Source organism: Enterobacter sp. KB-221C9 (genome assembly GCF_041320715.1).
Taxonomy (GTDB): Bacteria; Pseudomonadota; Gammaproteobacteria; order Enterobacterales; family Enterobacteriaceae; genus Enterobacter; species Enterobacter asburiae_D.
On the sequence record NZ_JBGIWG010000018.1, the window covers coordinates 13,268 to 39,205 of the forward strand.

At 53.1% G+C, this 25,938-nt stretch carries 21 protein-coding genes and 6 tRNA genes; 14 read left to right on the forward strand and 13 right to left on the reverse strand.

Annotated elements, in window-relative coordinates; genetic code table 11:
* Nucleotides 1–11: 11 nt before the first annotated feature.
* Nucleotides 12–1,556, reverse strand: coding sequence for a type VI secretion system contractile sheath large subunit (gene tssC / locus AB8846_RS20545; protein ID WP_370733558.1), 1,545 nt, complete (start codon nucleotides 1,554–1,556; stop codon nucleotides 12–14).
* Between the two features lie 32 nt (nucleotides 1,557–1,588).
* Nucleotides 1,589–2,086, reverse strand: a complete 498-nt coding sequence (gene tssB / locus AB8846_RS20550) for a type VI secretion system contractile sheath small subunit (RefSeq protein WP_032643508.1) — start codon at nucleotides 2,084–2,086, stop codon at nucleotides 1,589–1,591.
* 756 nt (nucleotides 2,087–2,842) lie between these two features.
* Between tssB and lpxP the strand changes: the two genes are divergently transcribed.
* Both lpxP and ypdK read left to right on the forward strand, forming a co-directional pair.
* Nucleotides 2,843–3,799: a kdo(2)-lipid IV(A) palmitoleoyltransferase gene (gene lpxP / locus AB8846_RS20555; protein WP_063143503.1), complete on the forward strand. Its 957-nt coding sequence runs from the start codon at nucleotides 2,843–2,845 to the stop codon at nucleotides 3,797–3,799.
* A gap of 356 nt (nucleotides 3,800–4,155) precedes the next feature.
* A complete protein-coding gene (gene ypdK / locus AB8846_RS20560) occupies nucleotides 4,156–4,227 on the forward strand; it encodes a membrane protein YpdK (RefSeq protein ID WP_099458937.1) in 72 nt (23 codons plus the stop codon).
* Nucleotides 4,228–4,279: 52 nt separating this feature from the next.
* Here ypdK and alaC read toward each other — a convergent pair whose 3' ends face one another.
* Nucleotides 4,280–5,518, reverse strand: a complete 1,239-nt coding sequence (alaC, locus tag AB8846_RS20565; protein ID WP_023308710.1) for an alanine transaminase — start codon at nucleotides 5,516–5,518, stop codon at nucleotides 4,280–4,282.
* Nucleotides 5,519–5,904: 386 nt separating this feature from the next.
* Between alaC and AB8846_RS20570 the strand changes: the two genes are divergently transcribed.
* Both AB8846_RS20570 and AB8846_RS20575 read left to right on the forward strand, forming a co-directional pair.
* Nucleotides 5,905–7,611 (forward strand): LytS/YhcK type 5TM receptor domain-containing protein, encoded by a 1,707-nt coding sequence (locus tag AB8846_RS20570; RefSeq protein ID WP_370733559.1) that lies wholly within the window; start codon nucleotides 5,905–5,907, stop codon nucleotides 7,609–7,611.
* Between the two features lie 3 nt (nucleotides 7,612–7,614).
* On the forward strand, nucleotides 7,615–8,346 hold the full coding sequence (locus AB8846_RS20575; RefSeq protein WP_370733560.1) for a LytR/AlgR family response regulator transcription factor: 732 nt from the start codon (nucleotides 7,615–7,617) through the stop codon (nucleotides 8,344–8,346).
* A 35-nt stretch (nucleotides 8,347–8,381) separates the two neighbouring features.
* On the opposite strand, the gene glk is transcribed toward AB8846_RS20575, so the two are convergent.
* Nucleotides 8,382–9,347, reverse strand: coding sequence for a glucokinase (gene glk / locus AB8846_RS20580; protein WP_048029635.1), 966 nt, complete (start codon nucleotides 9,345–9,347; stop codon nucleotides 8,382–8,384).
* 205 nt (nucleotides 9,348–9,552) lie between these two features.
* Between glk and AB8846_RS20585 the strand changes: the two genes are divergently transcribed.
* Entirely contained in the window at nucleotides 9,553–10,788 is a 1,236-nt protein-coding gene (locus AB8846_RS20585) for an ion channel protein (RefSeq protein ID WP_370733561.1), read from the forward strand.
* On the opposite strand, the gene ipdC is transcribed toward AB8846_RS20585, so the two are convergent.
* Nucleotides 10,789–12,447, reverse strand: coding sequence for an indolepyruvate decarboxylase (gene ipdC / locus AB8846_RS20590; protein WP_370733562.1), 1,659 nt, complete (start codon nucleotides 12,445–12,447; stop codon nucleotides 10,789–10,791).
* Between the two features lie 184 nt (nucleotides 12,448–12,631).
* Between ipdC and mgrA the strand changes: the two genes are divergently transcribed.
* On the forward strand, nucleotides 12,632–13,630 hold the full coding sequence (gene mgrA, locus AB8846_RS20595; protein WP_370733563.1) for an L-glyceraldehyde 3-phosphate reductase: 999 nt from the start codon (nucleotides 12,632–12,634) through the stop codon (nucleotides 13,628–13,630).
* A gap of 127 nt (nucleotides 13,631–13,757) precedes the next feature.
* The gene (locus tag AB8846_RS20600) at nucleotides 13,758–14,108 is read left to right on the forward strand and encodes a DUF2502 domain-containing protein (protein WP_331411694.1); all 351 of its coding nucleotides are present in this window, start codon (nucleotides 13,758–13,760) and stop codon (nucleotides 14,106–14,108) included.
* Nucleotides 14,109–14,141: 33 nt separating this feature from the next.
* On the opposite strand, the gene AB8846_RS20605 is transcribed toward AB8846_RS20600, so the two are convergent.
* Nucleotides 14,142–15,380, reverse strand: coding sequence for an Nramp family divalent metal transporter (locus AB8846_RS20605; RefSeq protein ID WP_370733564.1), 1,239 nt, complete (start codon nucleotides 15,378–15,380; stop codon nucleotides 14,142–14,144).
* A gap of 348 nt (nucleotides 15,381–15,728) precedes the next feature.
* On the opposite strand from AB8846_RS20605, the gene AB8846_RS20610 reads away from it, so the two are divergent.
* Complete coding sequence (locus AB8846_RS20610; RefSeq protein WP_008501591.1) at nucleotides 15,729–16,916, forward strand: NupC/NupG family nucleoside CNT transporter; 1,188 nt, start codon at nucleotides 15,729–15,731, stop codon at nucleotides 16,914–16,916.
* A 44-nt stretch (nucleotides 16,917–16,960) separates the two neighbouring features.
* Here AB8846_RS20610 and AB8846_RS20615 read toward each other — a convergent pair whose 3' ends face one another.
* The 3 genes from AB8846_RS20615 to AB8846_RS20625 form a co-directional block, all read right to left on the reverse strand.
* Nucleotides 16,961–19,150 carry an EAL domain-containing protein gene (locus AB8846_RS20615; RefSeq protein WP_370733565.1) on the reverse strand — a complete coding sequence of 730 codons (2,190 nt, stop codon included), beginning with the start codon at nucleotides 19,148–19,150 and terminating at the stop codon, nucleotides 16,961–16,963.
* A 215-nt stretch (nucleotides 19,151–19,365) separates the two neighbouring features.
* A tRNA-Ala gene (locus AB8846_RS20620) sits at nucleotides 19,366–19,441 on the reverse strand.
* A gap of 41 nt (nucleotides 19,442–19,482) precedes the next feature.
* Nucleotides 19,483–19,558: transfer RNA gene (locus AB8846_RS20625), tRNA-Ala, on the reverse strand.
* Nucleotides 19,559–19,775: 217 nt separating this feature from the next.
* Here AB8846_RS20625 and AB8846_RS20630 point away from each other — a divergent pair.
* Both AB8846_RS20630 and AB8846_RS20635 read left to right on the forward strand, forming a co-directional pair.
* Nucleotides 19,776–20,138, forward strand: coding sequence for a YfeC-like transcriptional regulator (locus AB8846_RS20630; protein WP_063143493.1), 363 nt, complete (start codon nucleotides 19,776–19,778; stop codon nucleotides 20,136–20,138).
* A gap of 1 nt (nucleotide 20,139) precedes the next feature.
* Complete coding sequence (locus tag AB8846_RS20635) at nucleotides 20,140–20,523, forward strand: YfeC-like transcriptional regulator (protein WP_370733566.1); 384 nt, start codon at nucleotides 20,140–20,142, stop codon at nucleotides 20,521–20,523.
* A gap of 52 nt (nucleotides 20,524–20,575) precedes the next feature.
* Here AB8846_RS20635 and gltX read toward each other — a convergent pair whose 3' ends face one another.
* Nucleotides 20,576–21,991 carry a glutamate--tRNA ligase gene (gltX, locus tag AB8846_RS20640; RefSeq protein WP_370733567.1) on the reverse strand — a complete coding sequence of 472 codons (1,416 nt, stop codon included), beginning with the start codon at nucleotides 21,989–21,991 and terminating at the stop codon, nucleotides 20,576–20,578.
* Nucleotides 21,992–22,249: 258 nt separating this feature from the next.
* On the opposite strand from gltX, the gene AB8846_RS20645 reads away from it, so the two are divergent.
* The 4 genes from AB8846_RS20645 to AB8846_RS20660 all read left to right on the forward strand — a co-directional run bounded on the left by AB8846_RS20645 (nucleotide 22,250) and on the right by AB8846_RS20660 (nucleotide 22,627).
* Nucleotides 22,250–22,325 (forward strand) — tRNA-Val (locus tag AB8846_RS20645).
* Nucleotides 22,326–22,366: 41 nt separating this feature from the next.
* A tRNA-Val gene (locus AB8846_RS20650) sits at nucleotides 22,367–22,442 on the forward strand.
* Nucleotides 22,443–22,471: 29 nt separating this feature from the next.
* Nucleotides 22,472–22,547: transfer RNA gene (locus tag AB8846_RS20655), tRNA-Val, on the forward strand.
* Nucleotides 22,548–22,551: 4 nt separating this feature from the next.
* Nucleotides 22,552–22,627, forward strand: a tRNA-Lys gene (locus AB8846_RS20660).
* A 43-nt stretch (nucleotides 22,628–22,670) separates the two neighbouring features.
* On the opposite strand, the gene AB8846_RS20665 is transcribed toward AB8846_RS20660, so the two are convergent.
* From AB8846_RS20665 to xapA, 3 genes are all read right to left on the reverse strand, one after another.
* Complete coding sequence (locus tag AB8846_RS20665; protein WP_370733568.1) at nucleotides 22,671–23,555, reverse strand: LysR family transcriptional regulator; 885 nt, start codon at nucleotides 23,553–23,555, stop codon at nucleotides 22,671–22,673.
* A gap of 67 nt (nucleotides 23,556–23,622) precedes the next feature.
* Nucleotides 23,623–24,879, reverse strand: coding sequence for a nucleoside permease (locus AB8846_RS20670; RefSeq protein ID WP_370733569.1), 1,257 nt, complete (start codon nucleotides 24,877–24,879; stop codon nucleotides 23,623–23,625).
* A 51-nt stretch (nucleotides 24,880–24,930) separates the two neighbouring features.
* Nucleotides 24,931–25,755: a xanthosine phosphorylase gene (gene xapA / locus AB8846_RS20675; protein ID WP_024907618.1), complete on the reverse strand. Its 825-nt coding sequence runs from the start codon at nucleotides 25,753–25,755 to the stop codon at nucleotides 24,931–24,933.
* Nucleotides 25,756–25,938: the final 183 nt, after the last annotated feature.

The window sequence follows — 25,938 nt, forward strand, 5'->3', positions numbered from 1 at the left end:
TTCCCCTCGCCTTACGACTTCGCTTTCGGCATCTGGGAAACCAGCGACAGGTTTACGTCCATACCTTCCACCTGGAAGTGCGGAATCGCATACAATTTCACGCGGAAGAAGCCCGGATTATCCTCAATGTCTTCCACCACGACTTTCGCATCACGCAGTGGATGAGACGCCTGCAGTTCGTCGCCCGGATCGGTCATTTCGGTCACCAGACTGCGGACCCAGGTGTTCAGCTCCAGCTCCAGCAGTCGGCGATCCTTGGTGGTACCGATGTTCTCGCGCTGAATTAGCTTCAGGTAGTGGGCGATACGCGACAGCAGGAAAATGTAAGGAAGACGGGCGTTGATGCGGCTGTTAGCCGTCGCATCTGCTGTGTCATACAGCGCCGGTTTCTGAGTAGAGTTGGCTGAGAAGAAGCAGGCGTAGTCGCGGTTTTTGTAGTAGGACAATGGAATGAAGCCCAGATTCGCGAATTCGAATTCGCGGGTTTCAGGGATCATCACTTCACTCGGGATTTTTACCTGATTGCCGGTACCCAGGTCATACAGATGGATAGGCAGATCCTGAACCGCACCGCCGGCCTGCGGGCCACGGATTTGTACACACCAGCCATTGTTGATAAAGCTGCGCACCATGTTAGACGCGAAGGCAAACGAGGCATTGGTCCACAGGTATTTGTCGTGATCCGGACCTTTGACTTCTTCGACATAGTTGAAGCTGCGAACCGGAACGGTATCCGGGCCATACGGTAAACGACCCAGTACGCGCGGCATCACCAGGCCGATGTAGCGAGCGTCGTCCGTATCGCGGAACGATTTCCACTTAATGTACTCTGCGCGGTCAAAATAGTTGCCAATATCTTTAATCGCCGCGACGTCTTCCATTGACTCCTTGAGGAAGAATTTTGGACCTGCAGAGCCGATAAACGGCATATGCGCAGCAGCGGAAACTTTAGAGATGTTGCGCAGCAGAGCGACATCCTGCGCTGAAGCATCAAACTCGTAAGCGGAAATCAGCGCCGCAATCGGCTCGCCGCCTGGGGTATCATATTCATCAATGTAGGCGTGTTTATAGAGACCACTCTGGATAATTTCCGGGCTGTCTTCAAAGTCCTGGCGCAGGTCTTCTTTAGACATGCTCAGCAGCTCAATTTTCACGTTCTGGCGAAAATCTGTTTTATCAACCAGCGACTTCACCCCGCGCCACAGGCTTTCAACCGCCTGAAATTCGTCATGGTGCATAACCGCATCTAACTGGCGGCTGATCTGATAATCGAGCTCAGCGATATGGTGATCAATCAGGCTTTTATCCAGTTTTTCGACCTTCGAGCCTGCTTTGGTCAGACACTCCAGAAAGACCTGCATACCGGCAGTCAGACGCTCATCAGCGGTCGCATCTGACATCGCCTGCGCATCTTGCCAGATGTCTAGCGCGCTCAACTCGGAGACAGGACTCAGATTGATTTTCTCAAACAGGGAGGCATAAACCCCACCCGCAGCAGGACGTTCCAGCACCACGCTTTCACTGCCAGCAATATTATTTTGTACAGACATGAGCATTCCTTGATTAATCCGTTAAAACAGCGCGATGGTTAAGGTTGTTTTGATGCCAGTGCTGAAAGCTCATTTCGCAGCTCAGCACTAAGTGACTGGTCCAAAACGATTTTTTCCAGCTCTTTTCGGAAAGTCTGGTTATCCAACAGGTTGGCCTTCAGATCGCGCAGCAAGTTGCGCATCGCCAGCATCGCCTTCAGCTGCGGTATCTGAGCAGCCACCTGCTCCGGCGTGAAATCTTTCATATTCTGAAAAGTCAGCTGAATATTGTCCTCGCCGCCATCATCAGACAGCGTATTTTTAACGGTCAGATTAACTTTTGGGGAATATTCGGAAAGAACGCTATCAAAATTATTTTTGGTGATGTTAATCTTTTCGCGCTCAGATATTGTCGCAGATTCCTGCCCATTGCTGAAATCACCCGTAACGAGCAACTTCAAGGGTAATTCCATTTTCTTGCTTGCTCCGCCTGTATGCAGGTCAAGCTTCAGGTTAATACGTGCCTTAGGCACCTCATTCTGAAAACTGTCAGCCATCTCATCATCCCTCTTTGTTTTGCTATGCCAACTTCACGGTATCGTTCTTGATGCGCAATAATAGAATAATGATCGAAACAAAATCAAATACACAGATCTTTTATCTGCGATAAGAAATTTCTTAAGAATTTTCCACTAAAATATTATGGCAAATTACCCTACCACCTCAGAAAAAGACACTACTTTTGGTATGTAAACCGAATATTTATATCGAAAAAATGATTGCAGGCAGATAGACACCAGGAAAAACATCTTATATTGATTTACATCAAGAATCTGAAACCAAAAATCATGAATGGACCGCAATGCTTATTGCGGCATGATAAAAATAAGATATTTGGGAATAATCGATGAGAACTTAATTATTGATTGTATAAATAACTCATGGGAAATTTCACAAGGAATATTCTTAATCACTCATTTGGAAGCGATAAATAAATTTCTTAAATGAGCAATCTGTCACGAATATATACGCCGCTCTTTTTGCCTGTTCACGCCCTCATCAGAAGATGAGCTACCTGCCCAAGTCACGCAGACGGCCTGTTCTTGCAGCGATTGATTATAAAATCTGTAAAATCAAACACCTTCCGAACTGCCGCTTTTTTAATCAAAAACGAGTAATAGCACATATCGTATAACGGTGTTACATTATGCCGCCCACCCAATGTCAGCTATGGCCAGGTAACGCCGTAAAGATCGGTAAAGCCTGCAACCATGACCTTGTACTACGGTCTAATAGGCACGTGGTATCGCACTATGCGTTACTTTCACCGGCTCTACATAGGTTTCTCTATTTTGTCTCAATCCAATTTCAAACGCGCATTTTTGCACCCGCGTTACTGGTTTACATGGTTTGGTCTTGGCGTACTCTGGCTGTTGGTTCAACTTCCGTACCCTGTTCTGCGCTTACTGGGATCGAAACTGGGCAGCGCTTCCCGCGTTTTCCTGAAACGTCGCGAATCCATCGCGCGTAAAAATCTTGAGCTTTGCTTTCCTCAGTACAATGCTGAAGAACGCGAGAAACTCATCGCTGAAAACTTTAAGTCTATCGGCATGGCGCTGCTTGAAACCGGCATGGCCTGGTTCTGGCCCGATGAGCGTGTCCGCAAGTGGTTTGACGTGGAAGGACTGGATAACCTTAAACGCGCACAGATGCAAAAACGCGGCGTGATGGTCGTTGGTGTTCACTTTATGTCGCTGGAGCTGGGCGGCCGCGTGATGGGGCTTTGTCAGCCAATGATGGCAACCTACAGACCGCACAACAGTGCGCTGATGGAGTGGGTGCAGACACGAGGCCGCATGCGTTCCAATAAGGCGATGATCAGCCGTAACAACCTGCGCGGTATGGTCGGTGCTCTCAAGAAAGGAGAGGCCGTCTGGTTTGCACCCGATCAGGATTATGGACGTAAAGGCAGCAGCTTTGCGCCCTTCTTTGCGGTGAAAGACGTTGCGACGACTAACGGCACCTTTGTCATTTCGCGTCTGTCTGGCGCCTCCATGCTGACCGTGACGATGGTGAGAAAAGCAGATAAGTCAGGCTATCGTCTGCACATCTCCCCTGAAATGGCTAACTATCCGGAAAACGAGTGCGAAGCCGCAGCGTTTATCAATAAAGTCATCGAAACTGAAATCATGCGTGCGCCAGAGCAGTATCTTTGGATGCATCGCCGTTTCAAAACCCGCCCTCTTGGCGAATCCTCGCTCTATATTTAAGCCTTCATGAAGGTTAGTTTCGCTAAGAAACTAACCTTTTCAATCACCTGTCTTCCCGCTGAAAACCGTCTTTGATTGCGTCGCCCAAAGTAAATTTATTGCGAAGCGAAATCAAACTGTCGCCGTTCCACGACACTCGTAAGTGACGGAAATTATTTAAAAAAATGCCTCTTGTCACCCCTCATTTTTAGGCGTACATTAGCGCCGTCTGGCAACAGGAAAGCACAGAATTCTGAGCTGGAGTTAACGGCGTAACGGGAAAACTCTCATTTCCGTTTTGACCGGATTTCAGTTCTCTATAATCAGGTGGACTCTGTTTTTAAATGCGTACCACAAGATACGCGGAGCGATGAAACGTGAAATATTTCTTTATGGGCATTTCGGTGATTGTTTTAGTCTGGGCCGGAACCTTTGCCCTGATGATCTAGTGAAGAACATGCAGTCAAAAAAACAGGAGCCATCGGCTCCTGTTTTTTTATGTCATGACGACGCGGGGTGTTCTGCGACGCTCTTTGAGGTGAGAAGACCGTCGGCACGGAACATACTCTTGATGCCCCTCACCGCCTGACGAATACGGTCGCTGTTTTCAATCAGAGCAAATCGCACATGGGTGTCGCCATAATCACCAAAGCCAATGCCCGGTGACACACACACCTTCGCATCCTGCAGCAGTTTTTTGGCAAACTCCAGCGATCCCATCGCCGCATATGGCTCCGGAATTTTTGCCCAGACGTACATGGACGCTTTCGGCATTTCCACCATCCAGCCCGCTTCATGCAACCCTTTTACCAGCACGTCGCGGCGGCGCTTATACTGGGCGGCAATCTCATGAACGCACTGCTGATCGCCTTCCAGGGCAGCGATAGCCGCGACCTGCAGGGGCGTGAAGGTACCGTAGTCGTGATAACTCTTAATGCGCGCCAGTGCACTCACCAGCGTTTTGTTACCCACCATAAAACCAATACGCCAGCCCGCCATGTTGTAGCTTTTAGACAGAGTAAAGAACTCTACCGCCACGTCACGCGCGCCCGGGACCTGCATAATCGACGGGGCTTTCCAGCCGTCATAGACGATGTCAGCGTAGGCTAAATCGTGAACCACCAGCACGTCATAACGCTTGGCCAGCGCGACAACTTTCTCGAAGAAATCGAGCTCCACGCACTGGGCCGTTGGGTTCGACGGGAAGCCAAGGATCATCATCTTGGGTTTCGGATAGCTTTCGCGAATCGCACGTTCCAGTTCGTTAAAGAAATCGACACCTTCCACCAGCGGCACGGAGCGGACCTGCGCCCCGGCAATCACCGCGCCGTAGATATGGATCGGGTAGCTTGGATTAGGCACTAACACCGTATCGCCATGATCCAGCGTGGCCAGCATCAGGTGTGCCAGCCCCTCTTTCGAGCCGATGGTGACAATCGCTTCACTTTCCGGATCGATATCAACCTGATAGCGATCCTGATACCAGCGCGAGATCGCGCGACGTAATCTGGGGATACCGCGAGATGTTGAGTAGCCGTGCGTATCCGGGCGCTGGGCAACCGTGCAGAGCTTCTCAACGATATGCGGCGGCGTTGGGCCGTCAGGGTTACCCATGCTGAAATCAATGATATCTTCGCCGCGCCGACGCGCAGCCATTTTCAGCTCAGCAGTGATATTGAAAACATAAGGGGGGAGACGATCGATACGCGTAAAACGGCGTTCAGGACTGAATTCAGCCATAGATTCCTCAGATTAACGTTAGCGCCCGGACCGTCCGAGCGACGCTGCCACCGATGTGGCATGTTTAGAAAATAACCTGAAAAAAATCATGCTGTCGAGAGGGAAATGAAAAAAAAGCGATCGTCTGAAAACAGGAACCCGGCTGCGCCTAAAAGCGGAAGCCTCTGTTTCGGGATCGGCTTTCTGATAGCTGTTATTTAACATGATGATATCAAACCAGTTACCTGACGTTGCGCAGGCAAGGAAAAAACAGGACGCATCGGTCACCGCCAGATAATCCCCTTTGCAAATTATGGTTTTTCCTCATTTGATAAACCTGACGGATAGCTGGTCAATACGCGTCAGGTTTTTTATCATGGTTCTTTCCCGTTTTCCCAGGTCTCCTCGTGCACGAAATATTCACTATGCTGCTGGCGGTTTTTGACCGTGCGGCATTAATGCTGATTTGCCTGTTCTTCCTCATTCGCATTCGCCTGTTTCGCGAGCTGTTGCACAAATCAGCCCACTCGCCAAAAGAGCTGCTGGCCGTTACCGCCATCTTTTCGCTGTTCGCCCTGTTCAGCACCTGGTCCGGCGTGCCGGTAGAGGGTTCGCTGGTTAACGTGCGTATTATCGCCGTCATGTCCGGCGGGATTTTGTTTGGTCCGTGGGTGGGCGTTATCACCGGCCTGATTGCCGGGACGCACCGCTACCTGATTGATATCGGTGGCGTAACGGCGGTGCCGTGCTTTATCACCAGCATTATCGCCGGGGTGCTTTCTGGCTGGATCGGCCGAAAAACCCCGAAAAAACAGCGCTGGCGCGCCGGGATCGTCGCAGGCATGGTGTGCGAAACGCTGACCATGATCCTGGTCGTCGTCTGGGCTCCCACCACCGCGCTGGGGCTGGATATCGTCTCAAAAATCGGTATTCCGATGATCCTGGGCAGCGTGTGCATCGGTTTTATCGTGCTGCTGGTGCAAAGCGTTGAAGGGGAAAAAGAGGCCAGTGCCGCCCGTCAGGCCAAGCTGGCGCTGGATATCGCCAACAAAACGCTGCCGCTCTTCCGGCACGTTAACGCGGAATCGTTGCGTCAGGTCTGCGAAATTATCCGCCACGATATCCATGCTGACGCCGTCGCCATCACCAATATTGACCACGTGCTGGCCTACGTTGGCGTCGGCGAACACAACTATCGCGACAACGATGACACCATTAGCCCGACCACCAGACAGGCGATTAACTACGGTAAAATCATTATTAAAAACAATGATGAAGCCCACCGAACGCCGGAGATCCACTCGATGCTGGTGATCCCTCTGTGGGAGAAAGGCATCGTGACGGGCACCCTGAAAATTTATTACTGTCACGCGCATCAAATCACCTCCTCCCTGCAGGAGATGGCGATTGGCCTGTCGCAGATTATCTCCACTCAGCTTGAGGTTTCGCGGGCGGAACAGCTGCGTGAGATGGCAAATAAGGCAGAGCTGCGCGCGCTGCAGAGCAAAATCAATCCCCATTTCCTGTTTAACGCGCTGAACGCTATCTCCTCGTCCATTCGTCTTAATCCGGACACCGCGCGCCAGCTGATTTTTAACCTGTCGCGCTATCTGCGCTACAACATTGAGCTGAAAGATGACGAGCAGATCGACATTAAAAAAGAGCTGTATCAAATCAAGGACTACATCGCGATTGAGCAGGCGCGCTTTGGCGACAAGCTCACGGTCATTTACGATATTGATGAAGAGGTCAACTGCGTGATCCCGAGCCTGCTTATCCAGCCGCTGGTCGAAAACGCGATTGTTCACGGTATTCAGCCCTGTAAAGGCAAAGGCGTCGTCACCATCAGCGTCACCGAAAGCGGCAACCGCGTGCGTATTGCCGTGCGCGATACCGGCCACGGGATTGATCCAAAAGTCATTGAGCGCGTGGAGTCTAACGAGATGCCCGGGAATAAAATCGGCCTGCTGAACGTGCACCACCGGGTCAAGCTGCTTTACGGCGACGGACTGCATATTCACCGTCTTGAGCCGGGCACCGAAATTTCTTTTTACGTCCCGAATGAACGCTCTCTCGCGCATACGACGACATCACTGTTGCCCCAGGTGGAGTAGCCCATGAAAGTTATCATCGTAGAAGATGAGTTCCTGGCTCAGCAGGAGCTCACCTGGCTTATTAAAAACCACAGCCAGATGGAGATTGTGGGTACGTTTGATGATGGTCTGGACGTGCTGAAGTTTTTGCAGCATAACCGGGTCGACGCCATTTTCCTGGATATCAATATCCCGTCGCTGGATGGCGTATTGCTGGCGCAAAACATTAATCAGTTTGCCCATAAGCCGTTTATCGTTTTCGTTACCGCCTGGAAAGAGCACGCCGTAGAGGCCTTCGAGCTGGAGGCGTTTGACTACATTCTTAAGCCTTATCAGGAGTCGCGGATTGTCAGCATGCTGCAAAAGCTGGAGACCGCATGGCAGCAGCAGACCGCTCCCGCTAGCGCCACCCCAGCGGTACGGGAAAACGACACCATTAATCTGGTCAAAGACGAGCGCATCATCGTGACGCCGGTCAACGATATCTACTATGCCGAAGCCCATGAAAAGATGACGTTTGTCTATACGCGGCGGGAATCGTACGTGATGGCAATGAATATCACCGAGTTTTGCAGCAAGCTGCCGACGGCACACTTTTTCCGCTGCCACCGTTCGTTCTGCGTGAATTTAAACAAGATCCGCGAGATCGAACCCTGGTTTAACAACACCTACATTTTGCGTCTGAAGGATCTGGATTTTCAGGTGCCGGTGAGCCGCAGCAAGGTGAAAGAGTTCCGTCAGCTGATGCACCTGTAAAGAAAAAGCCCTCTCCCACGGGAGAGGGCTATGCGTCAGAGGATTTGACCGAGAACCTGACGCAGATGGGCACCCGACCCCAGCAGGCCAGGATTATCATGCACGATCAGATAAACCGGAATGTCCTGCACGTAGCTTCTGAAACGTCCTTTATCTTCAAACCCGCCGCGGAAGCCCGAGGCTTTAAAGAAGTCGAGGAAGCGCGGTACGATCCCGCCCGCAATATAGACCCCACCGAAGGTACCCAGCGTCAGCGCCAGGTTGCCGCCAAAACGTCCCATGATCACGCAGAACAGCGACAGGGCACGACGGCAGTCAATGCAGCTGTCCGCCAGCGCGCGCTCGGTGACGTCTTTCGGCTGCAGGTTTTCCGGCAGACGACCGTCAGATTTCACAATCGCCCGGTAGAGGTTCACCAGCCCCGGACCTGAAAGGACGCGCTCGGCGGAGACGTGGCCGATCTCAGCGCGTAACTCTTCGAGGATAATGCCCTCTTCTTCGCTGTTTGGCGCGAAGTCTACGTGGCCGCCTTCACCCGGCAGGCTCACCCAACGCTGGGCAACATGCACCAGATGCGACACGCCCAGGCCGGTACCGGCCCCGTAAACCGCAATCGGCTTGCCTTCGACCGGTTCAGCGCCGCCAAACTGGATCAGATGCTCAGGCTTCAGCATCGGGATCGCCATGGAGACCGCGGTGAAGTCATTGATGATTTCAAGATGAGCAAAACCGAGGTTTTTTTTCATCTCTGCGATGGAGAATGCCCAGGTATGGTTGGTCATTGCGACCCAGTCGCCGGTTATCGGGCAGGCAATCGCGATGCAGCCGTCTTCAACGCTCACCTGATGCTCGTCCAGATAGACGCGGACAACGGCCTCAAGGCTTGGATAATCCAGCCCTGAGTAGGTTTTCGCCCGGGAAATCTCACCGCTACTTACATCGCATAATGCGAGGCGCGCGTTCGTGCCGCCCACATCACCTACCAAAGCATACTTTGTCATTCTTCTACTGCTCCGCTAAAGTCAGAATAAATCTTTGGGACACTGTAAATTCAAGGCGTGATAACAACAACGGCCGTAAGGTGAATGCCCATGGATTATCGATCTTCGTCACAGAATAACTTTACCGTTTCAGCACCTTTTGCACTATTGCCATAAAGCTTAATGTGCAAAGTAACGTAATACCGTTTTGTACAAGGAAATCATCATGCTCCACCCGCGAGCCAGAACCATGCTGTTGCTGGCCATTCCGGCGTTAATCATTGGCGTAACCTCAAGCCTGGTGCTCATTGTCGTGATGAAAGTCGCGTCGGTACTGCAAACAATGTTATGGACAGCGCTTCCGGCAAAACTGGGGGCTACCGCGGATTCTCCTGCCTGGATCGTTGTGATGCTGACGTTGACCGGTATTGCAGTGGGCCTGGTGATCCGTTTCAGTCCCGGCCATGCCGGGCCAGATCCGGCGCAGGAACCGCTGATTGGCGCCCCGGTTTCCCCTTCGGCACTGCCGGGGCTGATTATCGCGTTGATTATCGGTCTGGCCGGCGGCGTCAGCCTGGGGCCTGAGCATCCGATTATGGCGGTGAATATTGGTCTGGCGGTTTTCCTCGGTTCACGCATTTTGCCCCGCGTCGGCGCGCTGGACTGGACCATCCTCGCCTCCGCAGGCACCATCGGAGCGCTTTTCGGCACGCCCGTCGCTGCTGCACTGATCTTTTCACAGACGCTCAGCAGCAATAACGACGTCCCGCTGTGGGATAAGCTGTTTGCGCCGCTGATGGCCGCAGCCGCCGGCGCGTTGACGACCAGCCTGTTTTTCCATCCCCATTTTTCGCTCTCGCTCCCTCACTACGGCCAGATGCAGATAGCCGATATTTTCAGCGGCGCCATCGTTGTCGCCATCGCCATCGCGCTGGGGATGGTCGCGGTATGGTGTCTTCCGCGCCTGCACCGGCTGGTGCATAAACTGAAACACCCGGTGTTGATTCTGGGGACCGGCGGTTTGATCCTCGGTATATTTGGGGCAATCGGCGGGACGGTGACATTGTTCAAAGGTCTGGACGAGATGCAGCAGCTGGCCTTCAGCCAGGTGTTCAGCGTCTCCGACTATCTGCTGTTTGCCGTGATTAAGCTGGCCGCGCTGGTGGTGGCTGCAGCCTGCGGTTTCCGAGGTGGGCGTATCTTCCCGGCGGTCTTTGTTGGCGTAGCGCTGGGGCTGATGCTGCACGAACATGTCGATGCGGTGCCGGCGGCCATTACCGTCTCCTGCTCAATTCTGGGGCTGGTTCTGGTGGTCACGCGTGACGCGTGGCTCAGCCTGTTTATGGCGGCGGTGGTAGTACCCGATTCAACGCTTTTCCCCCTGCTCTGTATCGTGATGTTGCCCGCCTGGCTCCTGCTGGCGGGCAAACCGATGATGATGGCATGGCGAAACGACAAGTAATCAGGCGTTATTGCGCGCTTCCAGCGCTTTGGTAAGCGCCCCCAGCAGCGGTGGGATATCTGCTTTCGGCAGCATCACCTCAATCAGCGAGAGCCGCTCGTGGTGCGCGACTTTTTCCAGTACGTCCGCCAGCTGCTCCGCTTCACTAACCCGCCAGCTCTGAGCCTGAGGATCAAGGCTCAGGGCCTGCGGTAGTTGCGTCCAGTTCCATAGCGCGATGTCGTTATACCGCTGCTCCGGCCCGTGGATCGCCCTTTCCACCGTGTACCCTTCGTTGTTAAGGACCAGAATGATGGGGTGCTGTTTATCCCGCAGCATCGAGCCAAGCTCCTGGATGGTGAGCTGCGCCGCGCCATCTCCCGTCAGCACAATCACGCGCCGGTTCGGGCAGGCGGTTTGCGCGCCAAATGCCGCCGCCAGCGTGTAGCCGATCGATCCCCACAGCGGCTGGACGATAAAATTCACGTCAGCCGGAAGACGAAGGTCGATCGCGCCGAAGGCCGAGGTTCCCTGATCCGCAAGAATGATGTCTCCCGGGCGGATAAACGTCTGTAACGTTTTCCAGAAATTCTCCTGCGTCAGCGAGCCATCCGGCTGCGGATAGGCCATCGCGCTTTGAGAGGACGGTACCGGCGTACCATGCACGTGCTGCTTACACAGCTCAACCAGCGTTTCGATTGCCTGAAGCATGGGGATGCCGGTAAACCAGACGTCACCGACGCGTGAGGCATGAGGCTGAACTTCAATTGTTTGTGAGGGGGTTAACTGATGCGTGAAGCCAGCTGTCAGGGTATCGGTAAATCGCGTGCCGATGCACAGCACCGTGTCTGCGCCCTCAATCGCCTCCTTTACCGCGCCGGCGCTCGCCGAACCGCTGTACGTGCCGTAAAAACCGGCGTGACGCTCGTCAAAGATGCCTTTACCCATCAGCATGGTGGCGTGCGCCATCGGCACGTCCTTGACCCATTTCTGTAAGGCATGCTTCAGGCCATGGCGCAGGACAAGGAAATCGGCCAGAAGCGCCGTACGCTTGCTCATGGCCAGCCTGTTCTCTGCGGCATCCCGGAAGGCTTTCAGACAAGCGCTATCGGCATGCGCATGCCTGAGAGTGAGAGCGTTTACAGGCGGCGTGGCGGCCTTTTTAGCCACGTCGGCGGGCAACATCAGATAGCCGGGGCGACGTTCCCGGAGCATGGTAGTTAACACCCGGTCAATCTCATAGCAGGCGTTTTGTTCGGTCAGGATCGCCTGTGCAACGGTGATCGGTTCGCTCATATGGTAAAAATGACGAAACTCACCATCGCCCAGCGTATGGTGCAGCAGTTCCCCTCTTTGCTGTGACGCCGTACCCGGCGCGCCCACAATATGCAGCACCGGAACGTGCTCGGCGTAGCTGCCCGCAATGCCGTTCATCGCGCTTAACTCCCCTACGCCAAATGTCGTCAGCAGCGCGGCGAAGCCCTTACATCGGGCATATCCGTCTGCGGCATAGGAGGCGTTTAACTCGTTGGCACAGCCCACCCAGCAGATATCCGGGCTGTCTATCACATGGTCGAGAAACTGCAGGTTATAGTCGCCCGGCACGCCAAACAGATGATCGGCTCCACAATCTGTAAGACGGTCCAGCAGGTAATCGGCGACGCAGTATGGGGTACGCATAAACAGGTATCCTTCTAATGTTGACCTCACCTTGAGTATTAAATAAGCGTGATGACTGTCCAGAATTGGCGATAAGTAGGACATGGAAAGAATGCTTTACAAAAAAGGCTGCGCTATGCTGCTTTTTTTCACGTTAATGTAAACGCATACACTGATTGTTTCTTCAGCGCCAGAGGTTATAAGAATGGGTTATCAGCCGGACAAAAATCGTTATCGGACAATGGAATATCGCCGTTGCGGCCAAAGCGGGCTCAGGTTGCCCGCTATCTCGCTTGGGCTGTGGCATAATTTTGGCGACACCACGCTTATCGAAAACAGCCGTCAACTTTTACAGCGCGCGTTCGACTTGGGTATTACGCATTTCGACCTTGCCAATAACTACGGTCCCCCGCCGGGGTCGGCCGAGCGAAATTTCGGCCGTATTTTGCAGGAAGATTTTCTACCCTGGCGCGACGAGCTGATCGTCTCCACGAAGGCGGGATATACCATGTGGGAGGGTCCGTACGGCGACTGGGGGTCACGTAAATACCTGCTGGCAAGCCTCGATCAAAGCCTGAAGCGCATGGGGCTGGAGTATGTCGATATCTTCTATCATCACCGTCCTGACCCACAAACGCCGCTGCTGGAAACCATGAAAGCGCTTGACCATGTGGTGCGCCAGGGAAAAGCCCTGTATGTCGGCTTATCCAACTACCCTGCAGAACTGGCCCGCAAGGCGATTGATATTCTTGACGATCTCGGTACGCCCTGCCTGATCCACCAGCCGAAATACTCTCTGTTTGAGCGTGCGCCGGAAGCGGGGTTGCTGAACGTATTGCAGGAAAAAGGGGTTGGCTGTATTCCCTTCTCGCCGCTGGCAGGCGGGCAACTGACCAACCGCTATCTGAACGGCATTCCGGCTGATTCACGCGCGGCAAGCGGCAGTCAGTTCCTTAATCCTGACCAGATCACCGAAGAGAAGCTGGATAAGGTAAGAAAGCTGAACGCCATGGCGGAAGAGCGCGGCCAGAAGCTGTCCCAGATGGCGCTGGCCTGGGTATTACGCCATGAGAATGTGACGTCAGTGCTGATTGGGGCAAGTAAAGCAGCTCAGATTGATGACGCCGTAGGCATGCTGGAAAATCGCCATTTCTCTGCGGAAGAATTAGCCCATATTGAAGAGATTTTGAACTGCTCAAAGTAGAACCACTTTTAGCAAAAAGTGCTCTCACCCAGGAATTCGGAGTTGAGGCGATGAAACGAGGCTTTACCAACTCGTAATATTGCATTAACAGGCCCAACAAAGGCCCCGATCGTGAAGGAGAAAGAGTATGTTCAGGTCACTGATTCTTGCAGCGGTATTACTGGCTTCAGCCCCGCTGATCGCCACTGCGGGCGAAATCACCCTGTTGCCATCAGTAAAATTACAAATTGGCGATCGTGACGACTACGGCAGATACTGGGACGGTGGCTACTGGCGCGACCGTGACTACTGGAACCGTCACTATGAGTGGCACGGAGACCGCTGGTGGAAACATGATAACGGCAGACACCGCGGCTGGTATAAAAACAACGCGTATGAGCGCGGCTACCGCGAAGGCTGGAACGATCGTGACGACCGTCGCGGCGGCTGGGGTCGCGGCAAAGGTCACGGACATGGCCATCACGGTCATGACGACTAACAGCAAAAAGGAGCCTCCCGGCTCCTTTTTCTTTTAGAGCCCCAACGCGGTACCAATCAGCAGCCACAGGTTCAGCGCCACCACTACCACCACGATGACCCACCCGGTCCTTTTCACCAGCGTTGAGTTGACCAGTTCGCCCATCAGGGTTTTGTTGCTGGTGAAGATCAGCAGCGGCACCAGCGCCAGCGCGATACCAAAACTCAGCAGCACCTGGCTCATGACCAGAATTCGCGTTGGGTCGAGCCCCATCAGAATCACGATAAATGACGGGAGCATGGTAACAGAGCGACGAACCCACAGCGGAATATGGAACCGAACAAACCCCTGCATCACCACCTGGCCTGCCAGCGTGCCCACTACCGTAGAAGAAAGACCGGCAGCCACCAGGCTGAGGCCAAATATCGTGGCGGCAGCATGGCTCAGTAATGGCTCCAGCGTGAGATAGGCCTGGTCGAGATCGGCAATACCGGTATGACCGTTAAAGTGGAAAGCTGCGGCTGCGGTAGCCATCATCGCCAGATTGACAAACCCCGCGATGGTCATGGCGATCGCCACGTCCCATTTGGTGGCGGAGTAACGTTCTTTGCGCGTCCCACCGTGCAGATGCTGAGTCAGCGAGGAGTGGAGGTAAATCACATGCGGCATGATGGTCGCCCCCAATACCCCGGCGGCCAGGAATACCGCTTCCGACGTTGGCAGGCTTGGGATCACCATACCTTTACCGAGCTGCGCCAGATTCGGCTGTGAGAAAATCAGCTCGACGATATAGGCCGCCGCGACAAACAGCAGCAGGCCGCCGATGACCTTCTCCAGCGGCTTTTGGCCCCGATGCTGCAGCATCAGGATCAGGAAAGTGGCAATCCCGGTCAGTACCGCCCCCTGCAACAGCGACACCCCCAGAATCAGCTTAAAGCCGATCGCTGCGCCGATAAATTCAGCGAGGTCAGTGGCCATGGCGATGATTTCAGCCTGGACCCAGTAGAGCCAGACGGCCGGACGCGGATAATGGTCGCGAATTTGCTCCGCCAGGTTTTTGCCCGTGGCAATCCCCAGCTTTGCGGAGAGCATCTGAATCAGCATCGCCATCAGGTTAGCCCAGACGACCACCCACAGCAGCTTATAGCCGAAGCTGGCCCCGGCCTGAATATTGGTCGCAAAGTTACCTGGATCGATATAGCCAATGGCAGCGATGAACGCAGGTCCCATTAATGCGAACCGCAGCTTGCGCGCGGCTCTGCCACTGCTACCCTCTACGCGACTGTTTGTCATTTCTGCCTCTAAAATATAGCCTTTGCTATGTTTAATGCTACCAAAATGAGAATGATTATCAAGATCATTTATGCAGTTTACAGTGATTTCTCTGATAGCTTTGAACGATAGGCGGGCGGGTAAGTGGGGCGATCTAACAGAAACTGAAATCGCGCGCGCTTTTGTGAAGCCTAGCACACAAACTTAACTTTTCACTCATTTACCTAACATAACAAAAATGTATTGTGGATCACTATTTTTGAGACTCGTCACAGGATGTAACTATAGTGTGTCCTCGATCTCGTTTTCTTTTCGCTTGTTACATAGAATGTGCACGAAAATTAAACCTGCCTCATATTTGGAGCAAATATGGACCGCGTCCTTCATTTTGTCCTGGCACTTGTTGTCGTTACTGCACTTGCATTGCTGGTCAGCACAGACCGCAAAAAAATTCGTATCCGTTATGTTGTCCAGCTGCTGGTCATTGAAGTTTTACTTGCGTGGTTCTTCCTGAACTCCAACGTAGGTCTCGGCTTCGTGAAAGGCTTCTCCGAAATGTTCGAAAAACTGCTCGGATTCGCCAACGAAGGGACCAACTTTGTCTTCGGTAAAATGAACGACGAAGGTCTGGCGTTCTTCTTCCTGAAGGTTCTCTGCCCAATCGTCTTCATCTCCGCGCTGATCGGTATTCTGCAGCACATCCGCGTTCTGCCGTTCGTTATTCGTGGAATTGGCTTCCTGTTATCCAAAGTGAACGGCATGGGCAAGCTGGAATCCTTTAACGCCGTCAGTTCCCTGATCCTCGGTCAGTCTGAGAACTTCATCGCGTATAAAGATATTCTCGGCAAAATGTCCCGCAACCGCATGTACACCATGGCGGCAACCGCAATGTCTACCGTTTCCATGTCTATCGTGGGCGCGTATATGACCATGCTGGAGCCAAAGTATGTTGTTGCGGCGCTGGTTCTGAACATGTTCAGCACCTTTATCGTTCTGTCGCTGATCAACCCGTACCGCGTTGACGCCAGCGAAGAGAACATCCAGATGTCAAACCTGCACGAAGGCCAGAGCTTCTTCGAAATGCTGGGTGAATACATTCTGGCTGGTTTCAAAGTAGCGATTATCGTTGCCGCCATGCTGATCGGCTTCATTGCGCTGATTTCTGCGCTGAACGCCCTGTTCGCCGCGGTGCTGGGTATCTCCTTCCAGGGTATTCTGGGCTACATCTTCTACCCGGTTGCATGGGTGATGGGTGTTCCGGCTCATGAAGCGCTGCAGGTAGGGAGTATCATGGCAACCAAACTGGTTTCTAACGAATTCGTTGCGATGATGGATCTGCAGAAAATTGCCAGCACGCTTTCTCCGCGCGCGGAAGGCATTCTGTCCGTGTTCCTGGTCTCCTTCGCGAACTTCTCGTCCATCGGGATTATCGCGGGCGCGATTAAAGGTCTGAACGAAGAACAGGGTAACGTGGTTTCTCGCTTTGGCCTGAAGCTGGTTTACGGCTCTACGCTGGTGAGCGTCCTGTCTGCTTCCATCGCGGCACTGGTCCTGTAACGTTTACCGTTAAACAAAAACCGGGAGCCTGGCTCCCGGTTTTTTTATGCCCGCAATTCTTCCAGCGGTTTGGGTTTACCTATCAGGTAGCCCTGCAGGTAATCCACGCCGAAGCGAAGCAACATCTCCCGCTGGGCCGGCGTTTCTACGTATTCCGCTACGACGCACAGCGATTTCGTCTTCGCCAGATTACACATCGACTGGACGATCATCGCATCCATATCGTCGGTACAAATGTCTTTAACAAAACAACCGTCAATCTTAATGATATCTGCCTGCAGGCGTCTGAGACGCTCATAGTTGGCGTAGCCGGTACCAAAATCATCAATGGCAATCCGGAAGCCGTAATCGCGCAGCTGCTGAATATTGTGGATGCTGCAGCCTGAATTTGAGAAGGCCTGCTCTTCGGTGATCTCAATCACGACGGCCTGAGGCGCAACGCCGTAGCGTTCAAAGAGCGCGAAAATTTCGGTCGCCACCTCTTTTTGCATCAGCGTGAGCGGCATCAGATTGACAGAGAAACGGGCGCCAGCCTGCGTTGGAGGGTGATCGCGCAGCCACAGCAGTAATTTCTCCATAATGCACATATCAAACCGGTGGCTGAGGTTGAACTGGGCAATCAAAGGAATAAAGCGGTCAGGAGTGAAGATCTCGCCCTCGCTCTCCATACGCGCCAGAATTTCGTAATACCCGCTCCCGTCCGCCTTCTGGATCGGCTGCGCGTATAAGTGGAATCGATCCGTCTCCAGAGCATGCTTAATCCGCGCCAGCATCAGGACGCGCTCCGTTGTTTGCCCTGATGCCGCCTCGAGGCTATTCGTGAGTGCGAGAACGTTTTGCGCTCCGCTGGCCTGCTCTGCCAGCCAGCTCAGCTGCCCCAGCGTGTGATGCAGCTTTTCGCCATTTTCGACCATTCCCCAGGACGCACCAAACTCAATATCCAGCCCGGCGTTGTTCCAGAAAATCTTACTGCTGTTGAGCCGATCGACCATATGCTGGAGACGTTCAGCAATTTCAGGCCCAAGCAATACCAGCACCAGCTCGCTTCCGGGCAGCTGGAAGAGCATCTCATCTTTTTGCAGGAGCGGCTGAAGCGACGTGGCGATCGTTCGTTTGCAATGGACCCGCATAATAATCCCGTAGTGGCGGCTCAAAAATTCCAGGTTATCCATGCGCAGAATGCACACTTTGGCATCCGGATGAATCTCAAGATAGTCCTCCAGCGCACGGATGTTCGGCAACCCGGTCAGCGGATCGGTGAGCGCCCTGTCCTGCCAGCCCCGCTTTAGCCATTCGCTGCGCTGATAGATCCGCGACATGTAAAGCAAACAGATAGCGAAAGAGATAAGCACGGACAGGATAAAAGAGAGCGAATGGCCCGTTTCCACCCCGTTAAGGAAGTTGTAGTTGTAGGTCAACAGCAGGAGCGCGGATGCAGCCCACAGCAGAGAGATAAGCGCATAGGTCAGGCGGCTTATCGCTAAGGTAAAAAGAATAAAAATCAGCGGCATCAAATAGCCGGCAATGACGGGTGATTCAAAAGGACCACATAAAATGACGAGAATGAAAATTAAAAGCATTAGCCAGACAAAAATATATAATGAATTCTTGTGAAAAAACACGGGCTTCACGCTTTGCCGCCAGAACTTCCTCGCATAGCGAGGATTAATTATCATTCTTAGCGGGTAATAGAACATCATGGTAAAAATCAACGCCGCACATATCAGGCTCAGTATATCTACAACGTTATAAATTACCGTTCCCTCGCCGAAAAAGGTCGATATTGTCACAGGAAAATCAAATAAATAGCCCGCCAAATACATCGACAGTTTAATACCTATCGGCACGATAAAACCAAGCCAGAATATACGTAAACCGATGTGCTTGTTAGGGATGCAGTAGCGCCAACGCTTACCCAGTATGATGCGCAGAACGCCGCATGCCGAGAACAACGCAAAGGTCTGACAAAACAGTAATACTGCATATTGTAGCGGTGCTAAATTAATATAAAATAGATTAGTGACAGTAAAACCTAACACAATGGGAAGAATAGCCCTGCGCCCAAATAGCAGAACAACCGCCAGCATAACGCTTAGCGGTAACCATGCTAAATAAACGTCGTGACCATTAACAATTGCACGGGGAGAAAGATAACGGGAGACAGGTACCGCAATCAGACAAAGTGTCAGGGCAATTATAAATATCTTTACATTATTGTACGTTTTTCTATTCATTAAGCTGATGAGTATATTATCCGTTCGAATCATTGACCGGATGGATAATAGGTTTATTAATTGCACGAATCAAGTTCAAGTCTATTTATAGACTGGTTTATTGATGTCGATTGAGGTGAGGTATGGGAATACCTTCTTTTTGATAACAAAATACGGGGGTGGGTGTTACAAACACATAAAAAAAACCCTCGTCTTTTGACGAGGGTTTACAATTTTGGTGGAGCTAAGCGGGATCGAACCGCTGACCTCTTGCATGCCATGCAAGCGCTCTCCCAGCTGAGCTATAGCCCCACATGTGACTTTACTAACCGCACTCTGTTGGGTTCAGAGTTTGGTGGAGCTAAGCGGGATCGAACCGCTGACCTCTTGCATGCCATGCAAGCGCTCTCCCAGCTGAGCTATAGCCCCATCGTAAAGCTGTCATGTTGACGGGCGGCATAATATGAATTCCGCTGCGGAGTGTCAACGGCAAAATCAATCCCAGCCATTCAATCGCCGAAAAATCATGCAAATGAATCACTTTGCGAGCCTGCTCGCAGCCAGGAGTTAAGCCTGTCACGTTTTCACGTAAAACGGTGCTATAAAATGAGCCGTTAATTAACCCCACAGATATTCAGGAAATTGCATGATCAAGGAACGAATGACGCCAGAAGAGTTAGCCCTCCTCACTGGCTATAGCCGCCAGACCATCAATAAATGGGTACGCAAAGAGGGTTGGATTACGTCACCAAAGCCAGGCGTCCAGGGCGGGAAAGCGCGCCTGGTACATGTGAACGAAAAAGTCCGTGACTTTATCCGCAGCGCACGTCGGGCAAGTGAAACGTCTGAACTGCCAGACGGCGCCAGCCATGACGGTTCGCTTCACACCCTGCTCCTGACGCTGGCCAATGAAATGACGCCGGAAGAGCAGAAGCAGATGACATCGCTGTTAATGCGGGAAGGGATTACCGGATTGTTGCAACGTTTAGGGATTCGCGATCAGAACTGATATGAAAAAATTACGTAGCAAAATGACCACGGAAGAGCTGGCGGAGAGTTTGGGCGTTGCCAGACAAACGGTTAATCGCTGGATACGCCAGCAGGGATGGAAAACGGAAGGACTCAACGGCGTGAAGGGTGGTCGGGCACGGCTCATTCATGTTGATGCGCGCGTGAAGGAGCATATTATGAGCCTCCCGGCGATCCGTAACCGTCAGGCGGTTTACCATCTCGCGGAGGCCACCGCTTCCTACAGTGACCCCTCTTCAAACCTGTCTCCGGGTATTATTGAGACGCTGGAGAGTATGACTGAGCCGGAGCAGAAGCGTCTGGACGCCTTATTGAAACGCGAAGGCATACACGGCTTTCTTACGCGGCTGGGTATCACTGAATAAAAGGCATAAAAAAACGGCAGGTTACCCTGCCGTTTTTTTATCTGAGGCGTACTTACTGCTGATTTTCACGTTCAGCGATAAAATCCAGCGCCTTGTTAATGCGCGCCACGCTGCGTGACTTGCCGATGGCATGAACCGTCACATCCAGTGCCGGAGACTGACCGGCACCGGTCACCGCAACGCGCAGTGGCATACCGACTTTACCCATACCGACTTCCAGCTCGTCTGCCGTCGCCTGAATGGCGTGATGCACATTCTCAGCGGTCCACTCGGTGAGTGCAGCCAGCTTGTCACGCACCACTTCCAGCGGCTGACGCGCAACCGGACGGAGGTGTTTCTTCGCGGCATCCGCGTCGAACGCATCAAACTCTTCATAGAAGTAGCGGCAGCTTTCGGCAATTTCTTTCAGCGTTTTGCAGCGCTCGCCGAGCAGTTTCACCAGATCCGCCAGCTCAGGGCCGGTGCGGGTATCAATATTTGCCTGCTCAATGTGCCACTGCAGGTACGTCGCCACATATTCTGGCTGCATGGTATTGATGTAGTGATGGTTCAGCCACTGGAGCTTGTCGGTATTAAATGCGCTCGCTGATTTGCTCACAGAGCTCAGAGAGAACAGTTCGATCATCTCTTCACGGCTGAAGATCTCCTGGTCACCGTGGGCCCAGCCCAGGCGCACCAGATAGTTCAGCAGCGCTTCTGGCAGATAGCCGTCGTCGCGATACTGCATGACGCTCACCGCACCGTGACGTTTAGACAGTTTTTTCCCGTCATCGCCGTTGATCATGGAGACGTGCGCATAGACCGGAACAGGGGCATTCAGCGCTTTCAGGATGTTGATCTGGCGCGGGGTGTTGTTGATATGGTCTTCACCACGAACAACGTGGGTAATTTCCATATCCCAGTCGTCAACCACTACGCAGAAGTTGTACGTTGGGGAGCCGTCGGTGCGACGGATGATCAGATCGTCCAGCTCCTGGTTGCTGAATTCAATTGGGCCACGGATCTGGTCGTCAAAGATCACAGAGCCATCCTGCGGGTTAGCAAAACGCACCACGCAAGGCTCATCAGCAGCATGCTCGCTGTGGTCGTGGCGGCAGCGGCCGTCATAACGCGGCTTTTCACCGTTCGCCATCTGCGCTTCACGCAGTTCATCCAGACGCTCTTTAGAGCAGTAGCACTTATACGCCGTGCCCGCGACCAGCATCTCATCAATGACGGCGTTATAGCGGTCAAAGCGTTTGGTCTGGAAATACGGGCCTTCGTCCCATTCCAGATTCAGCCAGTTCATCCCATCCATAATGGCTTCAATTGCTTCCGGCGTGGAGCGCTCAAGATCGGTGTCTTCAATACGCAGCACGAACTCACCTTTGTTATGGCGTGCGAAAAGCCAGGAATAGAGAGCGGTACGTGCACCACCGACGTGCAGATAGCCTGTCGGGCTCGGCGCGAAGCGAGTTTTGATTTTCATGAAATGGCCTTACGTTATAAAGATGCCGGCAATCGGCAAATCCTGGGGAAAAAACGATGGGCAATATTCTATCACTGTGGGGGGATTCCTCAATGTTGATCCCTTTATCGTGACCGAGTTTGCGATTTTTGTTTAGAAATCATGCGCCACAGCCCGTTTCACGATCGTTTTGTTTAATTTTACGACGAACGAATAAAAACTTTAGAAAATGCGTTGACTCATTTTCAACTCTCCCTATAATGCGACTCCACACAGCGGGGGTGATTAGCTCAGTTGGTAGAGCATCTCCTTTACACGGAGGGGGTCGGCGGTTCGAGCCCGTCATCACCCACCATCTACTTCGGTAGACTCGCAGTGTAGATAAGAATTGAGATTGGGCGATTAGCTCAGTTGGTAGAGCATCTCCTTTACACGGAGGGGGTCGGCGGTTCGAGCCCGTCATCGCCCACCATTCTCACCTTATCGCAGTAGTTCCGAAATGGGCGATTAGCTCAGTTGGTAGAGCATCTCCTTTACACGGAGGGGGTCGGCGGTTCGAGCCCGTCATCGCCCACCATTTCGGGTCGTTAGCTCAGTTGGTAGAGCAGTTGACTTTTAATCAATTGGTCGCAGGTTCGAATCCTGCACGACCCACCAATGTAAAAAAGCGCCCTAAAGGCGCTTTTTTGCTATCTGAGATTTACATCACCAGTGTTGCAATTAACGTCTTCACCGCTGGCGTCGCCTGCTTCTCGTCATACACCACATACAAATCTGCCGGTATACGCTCTTTCAGCGGGCGGAACACCACGCCCGGCCACTGCATTTGCGCGTAGCTGTCTGCGGCGAGCGTAATCCCCATCCCCATGCTGATCATCGCCAGCACGGTTTGTGGTTCAACGGCTTCGCGCACAATCATCGGCGAAAAACCGGCCTGCTGGCAGACGCGATGTAAAAATGCCCAGTCAGAATGGGCCGACGGCATCGTGACAAAATACTCGTCCTGCAATTCTGCGAGCGCAATAGAAGGCTCCCTGACCAGCCGGTGATCTTCCGGCATCGCCACCAGAAAAGCCGCCTCACGCAACAGCAGGCTGGTAAACCCCGCGGTAGGTTCCGTTGCCATTCGCCAGATCCCAACGTCCAGCTCCCGGCGCTCAAGCAGCGCCATCTGCATGACCGGCGATTTTTCGCGAAAAACGACATCAACATTCGGATGCTCTTTCAGGAAAGCGCGCATCACCGTGCGCACCTCGCTCCACATGGCGGTGCCGACAATCCCTAGCTCAATGCGCCCTGCCTCACCCCGACCAATTTGCTCGACGCGAGCCAGAGCCTGGTTTGCGCTGGCGAGCAACCGGCGTGACTCTTCCATCAGCACTTTTCCGGCATGCGTCAACGCGACGCTCCGCGAGTGGCGAATAAACAGTAACGTGCCCAGCTGACTTTCCAGCTCTTTAATATGCAGGCTTAACGGCGGCTGAGACATGTTGAGACGGGCCGCAGCCCGTCCAAAATGCAGTTCCTCCGCCACGGCCAGAAAATAGCGCAGCAGCTTGAGATCGGTCCGATAGACGCGTTCCATCAAAACATATCCTGGCGATAACACTTATACGCCTACCTTAAGGCCTTTCAGCGTCCGGAGGGAAAATTTAGTGCGCAACTGTGCGCATCCCGCTGTTTTTACAGGTGTGGTGGTAGTTAAAGCTGAAGTAAAAGACCACCGCGAGCGCCAGGGCATAGGCCGCAAACACCAGCCAGATCGTCTGCCAGTCCTTCACCCCATCCACCGAGAAATAATCCACTGCCATACCGCTCAATACCGATCCGAAATACGCCCCGATACCGTTAACGGTCGTCATAAACAACCCTTGCGCGCTGGCGCGGATATCGGCACTGACCTCCTGTTCAACAAATACCGAGCCTGAAATATTGAAGAAGTCGAACGCGCAGCCGTAGACAATCATTGAGAGCATGAGCAGCACAAAGCCCGTTGCGGACGGATCGCCAAAGGCAAACAGCCCGAACCGCAGCATCCAGGCCACCATGCTCATCAGCATAACGGCTTTAATGCCAAATCGTCCGAGGAAGTACGGAATGGTCAGAATGAAGAACACCTCCGACATTTGCGAAACGGAGAGCAGGATGGACGGATATTTGACGATAAAGCTATCTGCATACGCCGGATTACGCGCAAAATCATGCAGGAAGGGGCTGCCAAACGTGTTGGTTATCTGCAGCACGGCGCCCAGCAGCATCGCGAATAAAAAGAACACCGCCATGCGGGGCTGTTTAAACAGGATAAACGCATTGAGGCCCAGCTTGCTTGCCAGAGACGGAGACGATTTTGTCTTCGCAACCGGAATTGCCGGTAGCGTCAGAGAGTAGAGCGCCAGCAGCAGGGACGCGGCAGCCGCAATATAGAGCTGCACGTTGTTCAGCTCCGCCCCCATCAGGCTTATGGCCCACATCGCGGCAATAAAGCCCACGGTGCCATACACCCGCACTCGCGGAAAATGGCTCACCGTATCCAACCCTGCCTGTTCAAGACAGGAGTAGGAAATGGTGTTCGACAGCGCAATCGTAGGCATGAAGGCCATCGCATTCACCAGCATGACCCAAAACATCAGCCCGGGCTCATTGACCTGCGCGGCATAGCAGAGCGCGACGGCGCAGACGAGGTGGCAAATCATGTAGGCGCGATCGGCCCGCAGCCACTTATCGGCAATAATCCCCACCAGCGAAGGCATAACGATCGCGGCAAGTCCTTTGGAGCTGTACACCATGCCCACGTCGGAGCCGGTAAAGTGTAGGGTGTTAATCATGTAAGCGCCGAGGGTAACCAGCCAGCTCCCCCAGATAAAATATTGCATAAAGGACATCATCTTTAAGCGAGTCGTGATGTTCATAACCCATTCCTTATAGCAGTGTGGCCCTGGCGGGCCACTTTATTGTTTTACTCAGGCAATATGGCGAAGAAAACCGCAGATAAGATTGATAAAGTTCTGGCGGGAGAGCTCGGCGGCGGCAAGGGTTTGTTCATGCGAGAGTTTGACCTCACCCAGACCTTCGGCGAGATTGGTAATTGCAGAAACGGCCACGACCTTCAGGCCGCAGTGGCGCGCGGAAATCACTTCCGGCACCACGGACATCCCCACCACATCGCCGCCGATAATCTGCATCATGCGGATCTCGGCCGCCGTCTCGAAGTTCGGGCCGGGATAAGAGACAAACACCCCTTCATGCAGCGGGAAGCCTTCTTTCGTTGCCACGGTTTGCAGAACGGCACGGTAATCCGCGTCGTAAGCATTGGCCAGAGAGAAGAAACGATCGCCAAAGCGCTCATCGTTCAGCCCCACCATCGGCGTGCCCGGCATGGTGTTAATATGGTCGCTCAGGGCAACCAGGCTTCCTGGCTGAACCTCCGGGCGCAGCGAGCCCGCCGCATTGGTGCTAAACAGCAGCTCGCACCCCAGCAGCGTAAAGGTGCGGATTGCATCGGTCATGATGGTCATCCCGCGCCCTTCATAGAAATGGCCGCGCCCCTTCATGCAGGCCACAGGCACCCCGGCCAGATGCCCGAGCACCAGCTCGCCGGCATGCCCATGCACGGTGCTCACCGGGAAGCCCGGCAGCTTTTCGTAGCTCAGGGAAACGGCGTCATCAATCTGGTCGGCGAGCGCGCCCAGGCCAGAGCCGAGAATAAACGCCACGCGAGGCGTGAAGTTCGGCTTAGCGGCACGAATGATGTCGGCGCAGTACCACGGATTATTCGAGAGGGTCATAGAGGCTCCTTAAGGATTAAGATCGCGATAGCGGGGATCGCATGACTTACGTCTTATATCCCCAGCCTGCTGGTGGCCTCCAATACACTTTCATCGCACCATCAATACTGATTGTGTATCAATGCAACTCCCTGCCAGATATAGCAGTTTTGCTCAAGCTAATCCCATCGGTGCCGATACCTC